Below are 13,055 nucleotides of genomic sequence, written 5' to 3'. Positions count from 1 at the left end.
TAGACATCGGCAAAAAGCGGCAAAGCAAAAAGAGCTGAAACTTTTATTCAGCGGCAATCCGAGTAACGACGATGTGGACTAAACGCATGCTTGATTACGGCCGAACCTGAAGAATCGCTGAGCGATCGGGGCGCAAGAAATGGTCCTCTCTATGGACAGCGTGCGCTTACAATGAATAGAACAGAATGTTCAGGTAATGAACGGAAATTTAAGTGCGTTGGCGGATTATAGCAGAAATAAATTAAAAGTCATGTGTTTTAATCAACTTTATACATATTTCTAGAATTAATTTAATTTTACTCTTTACCAAAAACACAAAACCCTCTGATTAAAGAGGGTTTTATCTATAATACACTAAATTATTTTGCAGCTTTATCCCAAGCTGGAACAACTGTTTGCATTAACGGTTTTAGCATTTTAAGCGAACATGCGAGTACTTGACCATTTTCAAACGAGTTATTGCCACCACGTGCATCAACAACCGCACCGCCTGCTTCTTTAAGAATAAGTTCACCAGCAGCAATATCCCATGGCTTTAAACCAAGCTCAAAGAAACCATCAAAACGACCCGCAGCTACATATGCTAAATCTAGAGCAGCTGAACCACCACGACGGATTTGTGCACCTGCTTGAGTAACCGCTAATAATGATGCGAAGTGCTGCTCTGCATAAGATACGATTTCACCATCACGTTTAGCACGGTAAGGATGGCCTACTGCCAAGAATGTATTTTCTAAAGTATCTTTTACATTGGCACGAATACGGCGTTGATTCATAACTGCACCGCGACCACGGCTAGCAGAGAATAATTCATCACGTACTGGATCGTAGATTACGCCGTGTTGAGTAACACCTTTATGCTGAACTGCAATAGAAATACAGAAATGAGGAAAACCATTAATAAAGTTTTGTGTGCCATCAAGCGGGTCAATTACCCAGCACCACTCTGCATCATGGCCTTTACCTTCTTGTAAACCAAACTCTTCACCTAAGAAGCTATGGTTTTTATAACTTTTACGCAACGTATCAATCGCTAATTGTTCTAAATAACGATCTAGACGTGTTACCGGGCCATCAATGCCTTTCTCTTCAACTTGTAAATCGAGTTTATGACGATTTTGATGCGCTTTTAAAAGCTCTTGACCAACTGTTTGAGCCGCACGCGCAGCCATAACCACCATAGGTTCCATTGAACACCCACTAGACAAATTTGAAGATTTTGACAAAGAATAATGCATAAAAGCGCAGATATTTTAGCAAATATATGCGCTTTTAGGGGGAAAATGTTTCAAATTTTTTATGAAGGCTTAAACTACCTGATTTAGCTTAAGCCAAGCTCGCTCAATTGAGCTCAAAATACCTTTAGCATCTAACCCGCAATCTTGTAGCATTTGTCCATGTGAAGCTTGTTGTAAGAACAAGTCTGGCAAACCTAAATTTAGAATAGGTTTCACAATTTGTTCTTGCGCCATAAATTCATTAACCGCACTACCTGCACCGCCCATAACAGCATGCTCTTCAACAGTGACAAATAAATGAGTGTGTTCAGCTAAACCACGAATCATTTTTTCATCAAGTGGTTTCACAAACCTCATATTTACAACACGCACACCCACATCATGTTTTTGTGCAAATTGTTCAGCAGCCTCTACAGCTACCATCACTCGGCTACCAAATGCCAAAATTGTAATCTGCTCTTCACAGCTCGTCTTTACTTCAGCAACGATTTCAGCTTTGCCTAATTCAATAGCGGTCAACTCTTGCTGAATTTCAACACCTACACCAGCACCACGTGGATAACGTACCGCAGCTGGCCCATTATAGGTATAGGCTGTATGAAGCATCTGACGGCATTCATTTTCATCTTTAGGCGCCATGATGACTATGTTTGGAACTGTACGCATGTATGCATAATCATATGCACCTGCATGAGTTGGACCATCTTCACCAACCAAACCTGCACGGTCAATCCCGAAAGTCACATCAAGGTTTTGTAATGCAACATCATGAATAAGCTGATCGTAACCACGCTGCAAGAATGTTGAATAGATTGCAACAACAGGTTTTAAGCCTTCACAAGCCATTCCTGCTGCAAGTGTTACAGCATGCTGTTCAGCAATCGCAACATCAAAAAATCTCTGTGGAAATTCTTTAGCAAATTGAACCATGCCTGAGCCTTCACACATCGCCGGTGTGATCGCGAGTAAACGCTCATCTTGCGCCGCCTCATCACATAACCACTGACCAAATACATCAGAATATTTAGGTGGTGTTTTACCTGCTGAGGTTGCATTAATTTTGCTAATTGCATGATAGGTAATCGGATCTGCTTCTGCAGGAATAAAACCTTTACCTTTTTTAGTATAGACGTGTACTAAACGTGGACCTTTACGTTTCTTCAGAGCATTAAATACTTGGGCCAATTGATTTACGTCATGGCCATCGAATGGACCAAAATAATCAAAACCAATTGCTTTAAATAAGTTATCGGCCGCATCTGTTGCTGATTGATGCAAACGAGAGTTATAAGTCCATTTTGGATGCGGCTGTATATATGCTTCGCCATCTTCATTAACGTTAACTAAATGGCCTTTTTCCCAAATTGCGGCCAAATGTTTAGCAAAGCCGCCCGTACTACAAGAAATTGACATGTCATTGTCATTGAGCACAACAATTAAATCGGCATTATGTGCAACAGCATCGTTCATGGCTTCAAATGCCATACCTGCTGTCATTGCGCCATCACCGACAATACAAACCACTTCACATGGGTCGTTTTGATAACGACGTGCTAACGACATTCCTAGCCCAGCCGAAATTGCTGTTGATGAATGTCCTACACCAAATGTATCGAAAACTGATTCTTCTCTGGCTGGAAATGCGGCTAAACCGTTTTTAGATCGAATCGTGGTCATTTGTTCACGACGACCTGTCAAGACTTTATGCGGATAGGCCTGATGTCCTACATCCCAAACTAATCGGTCATTTGGAGTGTTAAAGCAATAATGCAGCGCAACCGTCAGCTCAACCACGCCGAGATTAGCACCGAAATGGCCACCACTCTGGCCTGCTGCATATAAAATATATTGACGCAACTCATCAGCCACTTGAACCAATTGGCTATGCTCGAGCTGACGTAATTGTTGAGGATGATCAATTGCATCTAACAATGGCGTAACAGGGCGTTGAGTTGGAATTTCGGTATACAACATATGTGGCAAAGCCTTTATAAGCCTGGCAAATCCTAAGCTGGGTCAAAATGGGTCGATCATACAATCGAATGAAGTCACCTTCAATCAGCCACATTTGCGAACGAGGTCATGCAAAGCAGTCTCTCATACATCATGGGTATGGTTGGCAGATTATCCTGAATAATCTGACTATTTATCAACTATTATCGTCTTCTTTATACAAAAAAGAAAACCTTCATACGCAAAATCATTATGACAATTCGACCAATCTCTCAGCATTACGCTATACTTTAAACCGTTTTCGGTTAAAAGATGAGTTAATCTGTGCCTATAGAGTTCATTGCAACATCAAAACTCCCGACCGCTTTTGGTGAATTCAATATTTCTGTTTTTCAAGATCCGGTATCAGGTGAAGAACATGTGGCACTTTCTAAAGGGTTAGAAAAACCACCCACAGGCCCTGTTTTAGTTCGTGTACATTCAGAATGTTTAACAGGTGATGCTTTTGCGTCATTAAAATGCGACTGTGGTCCCCAATTGCAGGCAACTCAAAAGCTCATCAACGATGCAGGCCAAGGTGTTATTTTATATTTACGTCAAGAAGGTCGTGGTATTGGACTAACGAATAAAATTCGCGCCTATGCTTTACAAGATCAGGGACATGACACCGTAGATGCTAATTTACTTTTAAATTTACCTGCCGATGCACGTCGTTACGATATGTGTAGCATCATGCTAGATCATTTAGAAGTGAAAGAAGTTAAGTTAATTACCAATAATCCTTTGAAAATTCAGGCGCTCAAAGATCAAGGAATTAATATTGTTGACCGCGTTCCATTAACCGTTGGGCGCAACCCTTTTAATGAAGAATATTTAAAAACCAAACGTGAACGTATGGATCATCTTTATCAAAAAGATGATTTTTAAACCAAAATTATAAATTTAAAAATAATTGGAAGGGATTTCTAAGACATTTCTTAAAAATCCCTTACTTTTTTTATGGTTTTGTGCTTTGATGTATCTATCTCCTATCTCAATCATCTTTGAGGGTCATTATGCAACATCCGACTTCCACAGATATTCAACGTGTCCGCGAATTTCTCCTCGATTTACAAGCCCGTATATGTACTGGTTTAGAACAACAAGAAAAAGCTGGTGGCGGTACGAGTGAATTTATTATTGATGATTGGGAGCGCCCAGAAGGTGGCGGTGGCCGTTCGCGAGTTTTGCAAAATGGTACAGTGATTGAAAAAGGTGGTGTGATGTTTTCTCACATCAACATTAGTAAACTTCCCGCTTCTGCTACAGAACGTCACCCCCAAATTGCTGGCGCGAAAGCACAAGCACTTGGTGTTTCGTTAGTGATTCACCCTAAAAATCCGAATATTCCAACTTCTCATGCCAATGTACGTTTATTCGTTGCAGAGCCTGAAGGACAAGATCCAATTTGGTGGTTTGGCGGTGGTTTTGACTTAACACCGTTTTATCCAGATGAACAAGATGTTATCGATTGGCATCAAGCCGCTTACGACCTGTGTCAGCCTTTTGGTGACAATGTCTATGCTGAACATAAAAAATGGTGTGACGATTACTTCTATTTAAAACATCGTGATGAGCAACGTGGCGTCGGTGGTTTATTTTTTGATGATCTCAATGGCTGGGATTTCGAAACCTGCTTTAAATATATTCAAGCTGTCGGTAATGGCTATTTAAATGCCATCTTGCCGATTTTTGAAAAACATCGTGAACAACCTTATACCGAAGCCCAACGAGAGTTTCAGCTTTACCGTCGTGGTAGATATGTTGAATACAACTTAGTGTATGACCGCGGAACATTGTTTGGTTTACAAACAGGTGGACGTATCGAATCTATTTTAGTCAGTCTACCTAACCTTGCAGGTTGGTCTTATCGTCCTGAATGGGATGAAGACTCTCCAGAAAAACGTTTGACTGACTATTACTTAAAACCACGTGATTGGCTAAATTCAAAAGAAAAAGTCGCTTAATTTTTTGCTTTTTGGAGATTCTTTGGCTTCCACCCTAAAGAATCTCCTTTTTTATTTTCAACTTCTTTGTTTCTATTCAAATATTTTTTCTGATTCCAATTTGGCTTATAGTGAAGCCTGCTGAATATTCAGTATAGGTTTTATCTGCTTCATGCCATTTTAAAATTTTGGATATAAGAATGACCAAACAGTTTGCAGTAGTTGGCAACCCGATCGAACAATCACGTTCTCCTGAATTGCATCATGCTTTTGCTCAAAAAACAGGTGTTGACCTGAACTATCAAAAACGTCTTGCCCCTCTTGATGGTTTTGAGCCAAGTATGCGTAGTTTCTTTGCAGAAGGCGGAAGTGGCATGAACGTTACTGTTCCATTTAAAGAACAGGCTTTTGCTTTATGCGATGTGTTAACCGAACGTGCTCAGATTGCGAAAGCGGTGAATACATTATGGATGGAAAATGGCAAATTGCACGGCGATAATACTGATGGTCAGGGCTTAGTTGCCGCGATTCAAGCTTTAGATTGGAATCTAGAAAATACAACTATTTTAATTTTAGGGGCTGGTGGTGCAACTCGTGGTGTTATTTACCCACTCGTACAGGCTGGCGCGAAGAAGATTGTGATTGCAAACCGTACTCTAGCCCGTGCTGAACAACTTGTAGATGACTTAAACGCTGCAGCTCCACAAACTCAATTACAAGCAATTTCCCTCAATGAGCTAGAAGGGAGATTTGACATTGTGATTAATGCAACTTCTGCAAGCCTTTCAGGTGATGCTCTACAGCTTCCTGAAAATTTACAATTCGAACATGCCTATGAAATGGCATATGGCAAACCATCTAGCTTCCTTGAGCAAGCTAAACAACGCAATGTGCCCTACTCTGAAGGTTTCGGCATGTTAGTGGGGCAGGCAATTGAAGCCTTCTATATCTGGAATGGCGTAAGACCTGAATTAAAAGATTTTCTATAACAAAAAAGAACCTACTTTAAGTAGGTTCTTTTTTTATTTCATTTATTATTTTTTGGTCGCAACCATTTGCTGATAAACATCTCGGAAAATCTCATAATCAATAAACTCATTATGTTCAGGTTTTAAATTCTGAATTGTTTTTTCCGTAAGCTGTTGTTTACGTGCAGCAACATACACCTTCCCTAAAATATCAGCAGTTTGTGACAACAATTGTTTTTCTTCAGCAGAAGCACCATTTTGTTGTTCAAATTCTAATTGATATTGTTTCGAGAAAAGCTGCTCAGGTTGTTTATATTGTTTCTGCAATTTTTGCCATGCTTCACGCCCTGCTTTACCTTGTATCGTTGTAATCACAATACGGTCTACAGCACGACCTAACTCATTATCAAATTGGTCTTCTTGTTCAAGATGATGCTTTTTCTGTAATCCCTCAATATGCTCTAAAGCCTTACCTTGAGGGTTGTAGGTTTCTTCTTCTGAGAACCAATAAGCATAAACTTCCGCAATTTCTTGCAACTGTTGAACTGAGTAATAATTAATATATGACGGTTTTTCGGCAGTCAGTTTTGCAATAAACACAGCCTTATACGTTTTGTCATAAGCATGCGTTGCATCATAAGTTTGGTTAGCCAACAGCGCCAGACTCGAATCTAGATCTTGTACATCGCTATGTGAACCAACTGGATGTTCAGAAACATCACTTTGCCCAAGTTTTTCACTAAAGCCTTTTACAAAGTTTTCAAATAAAGAACCCTTACTTGCTTCAGCAACTGATTTAGCTTGTTTAAGCTGCTGCTGGTCAATTGAAGTTGCTTTACCATAATTTAGAATTTGCATGTCTGCTTTAATATTAAAGCGATGGTTAAATTCAGCAGGTGTATATGCAATATCGTAATCTACGTTGACTGCACGGCCTTTTTCATCGAGTCCAACATCAATCGTAATTGGATTTCTTTGTTTTGGTAAAGCTTGTTCGATCTCTGCTTTATGCTTTAACCATAAAGCTTTGAATGCTTCATCATTCACAAACTGGTTCTGATCATAAGCAGCAAAAGTTTGTTTTAAAGCAGCTTGACGAGACTTGATCTGAGTTTTTTGGGTACTCTCTGTGCTTTGATCAAGAACATCAACACCATATATTTGACAGTAATTAATATCCCCTAAAACTACTGGTTTTTTAAGGGTCTGTAACTCAACACATTGTTCTTCTGTAAGGGTTGGACCTTCTTCATCTTGGGTAGTTTGTTCGGCATCCGCTACCGCAACATCAGCAGCATCCTCATCTTGACCTGAAGCAGAAGCTTCCTCTGCTGCCGCCGCTGCATCTTGAGCTGCACTTGATTGTTCTTCATCACCTTCCCCAGAAGCCAATGTACCGCCAAAATGAGCGTTAATAAGTGAGTAAAGTTGTTGGCTGACTGCTGCTGCATCTTCAGAAGAAACCTTCTGCCCTTCGGCACCACCTGACTTTTTCTTAGCTTCAGAAGCAGCAAGTTCAGTTGCTATAGATTCAGCAATCTTTTGATCATCAAATCCTAAAACACTTTTTTGCAGGTATTTTTCATTGACTTGACCATATAGATCAACTTGTAGCAGTAACTCCTCAACCGTATCCTTTAAACGAATTTTTTCTACAATTCCTGCCTTACGGTCAGCGTCTGTAATTGGTAAACGTTGTAAATTTTGCGGATCAGCCAAACGATAAGACACGGCGCCAGAAGCCTTCGCATATTCAACAAACTTCTTCATATCGACGTTCGTAAACAGATCTTTATATTTCGAAAAATCGACATAGGCTAAGTTGTTTTGATTATCTTTATTAACTAAATAAGGCATTAATCCGAAATAATTAACGTAAAACTTATAATCCTTCAGATCAAGCACCATTGGCAATTTTGCCTGCACGAGCAAAGTCGGTTTTTCATATCTTGCAGTGAGGTTTAAAGACCCCATTTTTTGACGATAATGAACTGAACCATCGTAACTAAATTGGAGATCATTTAATAAATTGATTAAAACGGCATTTACTTTTTCTGAACGTGATTCACCAGATACACCCGAAACAGATTGCTCATTTGCAATTGCGGCATAGAGCGCCTGCTTCTGTTTTTTATTCAAATTAATTTTTTGTTCACGTAAATACTGATCTACTTTTTTTTGTACTTCAGCATCAAGTTGAGCACTTTTCTCTACAGTGCTTATTTTGTTGGGCTGATTTGAATCAACATTAACTTTAAAATGCCCGCGGTAGTCATAGCTTGGGTATTCATACATTGCATTCATACCCTGAATGACTTTTTGATCTAAATTAGCAGGTGCCACTGATGGACGTAGGCTATGCTGCGCACATGCGGTCAAACCCAAACTGAATAAACATAAACTGAGATATTTTAAATGCATAACCTTTTTTAAAACCTTATCGCTTTATCTTTTTAGCAAAACTTGCTAAAAATAAAAAAATAGTTGTTTTTTCACATAAAAGTATAAGTCCTGAATGTAGCAGAAAATGTATTTTCAGGTGTATTTATTTTCGACAAAATTCGCTTTTCTGACATTTCTTTCGGATGTGATTATCATTGTATTTTTATCATGCGAGTGAATAATCAAATCATCGATTCAGATAATCCCACAATGATTCAAAATTAGGATTAAAGCCATGCCAGCATATAAAGCCCCGCTACACGATATTCGCTTCTTAATGAATGAAGTATTAGATTACCCTGCTCACTACAAAACTTTATCAAATGGTGAAAATGCAGATCCAGATACCGTTGATATGATTCTTGAAGGTGCGGCAGATTATTGTGAAAACGTATTATCGCCACTTAACCAGCCTGGTGATGAAGAAGGTTGCCATTTTGACAACGGCGAAGTAACTACACCTAAAGGCTTTAAAGAAGCTTATGACCAGTTCGTTATGGGTGGTTGGCAAGGTCTTTCTTATCCAGAAGAATTTGGTGGTCAAGGCCTACCAATGTCTTTAAACCTCATCAAATCAGAAATGATGGGTACTGCAAACTGGTCATTTACCATGTACCCAGGCTTAAGTTCGGGTTGTATGAATACCATCTTGCAATTCGGTACTGATGAGCAAAAACAAACGTATATGCCTAAACTTGTTGAAGGAACTTGGAGCGGCACAATGTGCTTAACCGAACCTCAATGTGGTACAGACTTAGGACAAGTTAAAACTAAAGCTGAACCTCAAGCAGATGGCACTTATAAAATCTCTGGTACAAAAATCTTCATTTCTGCCGGTGAACATGATTTAACTGAAAATATTATTCACATCGTACTTGCACGTCTTCCAGATGCACCTGCTGGTACTCGTGGTATTTCATTATTTATCGTACCTAAATTCATCCCTACTGCTGATAGTGGTATCGGTGAACGTAATGCAGTGACCTGTGGTTCAATCGAACACAAAATGGGGATCCGTGCTTCTGCAACTGCTGTACTAAACTTTGATAATGCCACTGGTTATTTAATCGGTGAAGTCAACAAAGGTTTACATGCAATGTTTACCTTCATGAATACAGCACGTATTGGTACTGCTGTTCAAGGTATTGCGCACGCTGAGTTATCGTTCCAAGGTGCATTACCTTATGCGAAAGATCGTATGTCTATGCGTGCACTTTCTGGTAAAAAAGAACCTGAAAGAGTTGCAGATGCCATTATTCATCATGCTGACGTACGTCGCCTGTTGTTGACTCAAAAAGCAATTGCTGAAGGTGGCCGTTCAATGATCTATCATGCTGCAAAACTTGCAGACAAAATGACAGATGCATTAACACGTGGTGACCAAGCTGCTTACGAAGACTACGATGATAAACTTGGTTTCTACACACCAATTTTGAAAGGTTTCTTGACTGAACTTGGTTTAGAAGCTGCAAACAACGGTATGCAAGTTTATGGCGGTCATGGCTACATTAAAGAATGGGGCATGGAACAAATCGCTCGTGATGCTCGTATCTCAACGCTATACGAAGGTACAACAGGCATTCAAGCACTTGATTTGATTGGTCGTAAAGTATTGCTTAGCTCAAAAGGTAAAGTGGTTCGTGACTACACTGCTGAAATCTTAAAATTCTGTGCTGCACACGCACGTAATAAATACTTACGTCGTTTTGCTTGGGATTTAACTAAGCTTTGTGCTCAATGGAACACTTTAACAGTTCGTATCATGCTTGCTGCACGTAAAGACCGTGACATCGTATCTTCTGCTTCTGTAGATTTCTTGATGTTCTCAGGTTACGTGATGATGGCTTACTTCTGGGCGCAACAAGCAGTCATTGCGTCTGAGAAACTTGAAGCAGGTGATGGTGCAGAAACGCCTGAATTCTATAAGGCAAAAATCAAAGTTGCAGACTTCTACTTTGACCGTATGTTACCTCGTACTCAAGGTCACGCCGAGTCAATGGTGACAACCTCTCGCACATTAACATCATTACCAGTTGAACACTTTAGCTTCGACTACTAATGATTTTTAAATCGTGAAATGAAAAGAGCGCAATTCATATTGCGCTCTTTTTTATTCAAGTAAAAATTTAATATTTATTCTTTAGTCAGAACATAAGCTTGCTTTGGAACAAAATAGTTTTGTTCCAAAAACTCACGGTTTTTACCGTAGTCGCTATAAAACAGTTTTTCTAGATTCACGATCAATCTTTTGTTTGAATCAACATTAAAATAAAAATTAACATTAGATAAAGGACAGTGAATGGTTAACTCATGCTCTCTTTCATGTACTTTCCAATTTAAATCAGGACATAACTGATTTACAGCAGTACTTTTAGCCCCATCTTTACTTCCCACTCGGCCAAAATGAATAACATTCCAATAAGCCGATCCATTGGGTAATAAATTTAAAATGTACTCCGCCTCTCCAGATTCACAATCGGCAAAAGCATCCTCACATGAAATTCGGGTGTGATATCGCCCTACATATTGCAGTGAAATTCCACTTAATTTTTTGGTTTGATCTAAATTTTCTTCAGGTAGAAAAGTACGTCCCGCCACATAATCTAATGTTTTTGTAGATGTACTATTTTTTATTAAATTTTCTTCATCGGTAGAACTAGAACTTGGACTAGAGTGATCTTTGGAGTTGGTATGGTTTATGTCGCAAGCACTAAGTGTCAGGCACATCATAGTCCCTACAACCAAATGCTTAACTAAAAACCTAGACCGCTTCAAAAACATATACATTATTCACAGATAACAGCAACAACCATGTTTATATTCATTTCAGGCACGAGCCCATTGCTGCCATAAACCTTTAAGCCCTGAAAGGGTGCATTTTAGTTGATGTTAGTTTCCTTCATTCCAATCCTTTACATATTTTAACCATTTTACTTTTTAGAAGACTTTAAAACCGTTATTTCGTCTCCATATTTTTATTAAGCAAGAGAATAAGCAATTCCTTGTAACTTTTTATTTTTAAGGAGAATTAGATGGCCAGTTCTGGTTTATATCGCTCGAACCGACATAGCATGATCGCCGGTGTAATGGGTGGTATTGCTGAACGTTTTGGTTGGAACGTAACTTTACTACGCATTATTTTTGTTGTGATTTCAATTATGAGTGCGGCCTTTCCCGGAATCTTAGTTTATCTGGTTTTGTGGTTAGTCATTCCGAAAAAACAGCCAGAACATATTGAAGGCTATCGACAATCCGTCCGAACTATACATGAAGAGCAAACACGTTAATTAATTTTGGTCGCTACGGTTGCATCCCCTAATCAACCGTAGCTTTTTTTTGCTCTGTTTTTTTAGATTATATTTTACGGTTTAACTGTTGTTGTAAAGCAGCAATCATATCTGCGCGGCTGATCATTCCGATTAACTTCCGCTCTTCGACCACTGGAATATAATTAAAAGATTTTTCGACAAAATAAGGCACAAGATCTTGAATAGGCTGTGTTGGCAATACTGTCACCACTCTATGACTCATAATCTGTTTCACATAATGCTGCCAAGAGTTTCTTGGGTCCGCTGCACCTTTAAACCATTCCACAACTTCATATAAAGCTAAAGTTCCTACTAGATGATTGTCAGCATTTACCACCGGTAAGCTCATAAGGTTAATATGCTTGAACTTATCCAGTGCCTGATGAATATCATCATCTTCATGCAGCTTAATCACATCACGGCTCATAATATCCTGACAGGTATATTGATTGACTATGCGTTCGTTGGCATGTTCTTGTGCATCTAAAATAATTTTTTCTAAATCGTACTGGCTAATATCTAGCAACTCAGTGTGGTGCTCTAATGCGTACTCAATATCTTTCGGTTGAATCGATACTTTTTGAGTCGGTGTTGGGTCCTTGCTACGCTCATTGAGACGTGCGGTAACTGGATAATGTCTTCCAATTAATCTATTAAAAAAGACGGCGAAACCGAGTAAAAGTAACGAGTTGAGCAGAACCGGATAAAAAACGAAATAAAAGCCTAATTTATGAATTGCAGCACCACCTAACACAGCCGTAATCGCGACTGCACCACTTGGTGGATGCAAAGAGTCGGTGGTCATCATTAAAAATATGGCAAAACCCACAGCCACACTAAAAGCAGTGGTTAAATCAGGAATCCACTGTGCACAGGCAACCCCAATAATTCCGGCTAGCGTATTACCAACAATCACATTCCATGGTTGAGCCAATGGACTGGTTGGCACAGCAAATAACAGAACAGATGAAGCTCCCATGGGTGCAATGTACCAGGCATTAATTCCACCTAAAACATACCAGCTAATTAAGGAAGAAATTGCTAAACCACAGAGTGCTCCAACACCGCAAAGCAACCGTTCTTTTAAAGGCAAAACCTTAAAATTTGGTTTTAAAATCTGTAACCATTCTCGCTGTATAACACTCACAGTACACCTTTGGG

Annotated in this window: 10 protein-coding genes; 5 read left to right on the top strand and 5 right to left on the bottom strand. The window is 39.3% G+C overall.

Annotated elements, in window-relative coordinates; all coding sequences use genetic code 11:
- Positions 1-359 precede the first annotated feature (359 nt).
- Positions 360-1,190 (bottom strand): inositol monophosphatase family protein, encoded by an 831-nt coding sequence (locus tag AC2117_RS02030; RefSeq protein WP_133971607.1) that lies wholly within the window; start codon positions 1,188-1,190, stop codon positions 360-362.
- A 117-nt stretch (positions 1,191-1,307) separates the two neighbouring features.
- Complete coding sequence (gene dxs, locus AC2117_RS02025; protein WP_133971606.1) at positions 1,308-3,212, bottom strand: 1-deoxy-D-xylulose-5-phosphate synthase; 1,905 nt, start codon at positions 3,210-3,212, stop codon at positions 1,308-1,310.
- A gap of 303 nt (positions 3,213-3,515) precedes the next feature.
- On the opposite strand from dxs, the gene ribA reads away from it, so the two are divergent.
- The 3 genes from ribA (at position 3,516) to aroE (ending at position 6,165) form a co-directional block, all read left to right on the top strand.
- Entirely contained in the window at positions 3,516-4,118 is a 603-nt protein-coding gene (gene ribA / locus AC2117_RS02020) for a GTP cyclohydrolase II (RefSeq protein ID WP_133971604.1), read from the top strand.
- Positions 4,119-4,246: 128 nt separating this feature from the next.
- Positions 4,247-5,197: an oxygen-dependent coproporphyrinogen oxidase gene (hemF, locus tag AC2117_RS02015; RefSeq protein ID WP_133971602.1), complete on the top strand. Its 951-nt coding sequence runs from the start codon at positions 4,247-4,249 to the stop codon at positions 5,195-5,197.
- Positions 5,198-5,376: 179 nt separating this feature from the next.
- The gene (aroE, locus tag AC2117_RS02010; RefSeq protein WP_133971600.1) at positions 5,377-6,165 is read left to right on the top strand and encodes a shikimate dehydrogenase; all 789 of its coding nucleotides are present in this window, start codon (positions 5,377-5,379) and stop codon (positions 6,163-6,165) included.
- Positions 6,166-6,210: 45 nt separating this feature from the next.
- On the opposite strand, the gene AC2117_RS02005 is transcribed toward aroE, so the two are convergent.
- A complete protein-coding gene (locus AC2117_RS02005) occupies positions 6,211-8,565 on the bottom strand; it encodes a hypothetical protein (RefSeq protein ID WP_133971598.1) in 2,355 nt (784 codons plus the stop codon).
- A 256-nt stretch (positions 8,566-8,821) separates the two neighbouring features.
- On the opposite strand from AC2117_RS02005, the gene AC2117_RS02000 reads away from it, so the two are divergent.
- Positions 8,822-10,645: an acyl-CoA dehydrogenase C-terminal domain-containing protein gene (locus AC2117_RS02000; protein ID WP_133971596.1), complete on the top strand. Its 1,824-nt coding sequence runs from the start codon at positions 8,822-8,824 to the stop codon at positions 10,643-10,645.
- Between the two features lie 74 nt (positions 10,646-10,719).
- Here AC2117_RS02000 and AC2117_RS01995 read toward each other — a convergent pair whose 3' ends face one another.
- Positions 10,720-11,367: a hypothetical protein gene (locus tag AC2117_RS01995; RefSeq protein ID WP_133971595.1), complete on the bottom strand. Its 648-nt coding sequence runs from the start codon at positions 11,365-11,367 to the stop codon at positions 10,720-10,722.
- Between the two features lie 251 nt (positions 11,368-11,618).
- Here AC2117_RS01995 and AC2117_RS01990 point away from each other — a divergent pair, with 251 nt between their 5' ends.
- Positions 11,619-11,873: a PspC domain-containing protein gene (locus tag AC2117_RS01990; protein ID WP_005038434.1), complete on the top strand. Its 255-nt coding sequence runs from the start codon at positions 11,619-11,621 to the stop codon at positions 11,871-11,873.
- 67 nt (positions 11,874-11,940) lie between these two features.
- Here the strand turns inward: AC2117_RS01990 and AC2117_RS01985 are convergent, their stop codons facing one another.
- Entirely contained in the window at positions 11,941-13,041 is a 1,101-nt protein-coding gene (locus AC2117_RS01985) for an HPP family protein (protein ID WP_004639579.1), read from the bottom strand.
- Positions 13,042-13,055: the final 14 nt, after the last annotated feature.

Source organism: Acinetobacter calcoaceticus, from assembly GCF_900520355.1.
Taxonomy (GTDB): domain Bacteria; phylum Pseudomonadota; class Gammaproteobacteria; order Pseudomonadales; family Moraxellaceae; genus Acinetobacter; species Acinetobacter calcoaceticus_C.
The sequence above is the reverse complement of the archived record's forward strand: the minus strand, read 5'-3'. Positions and strand labels throughout refer to the sequence as shown.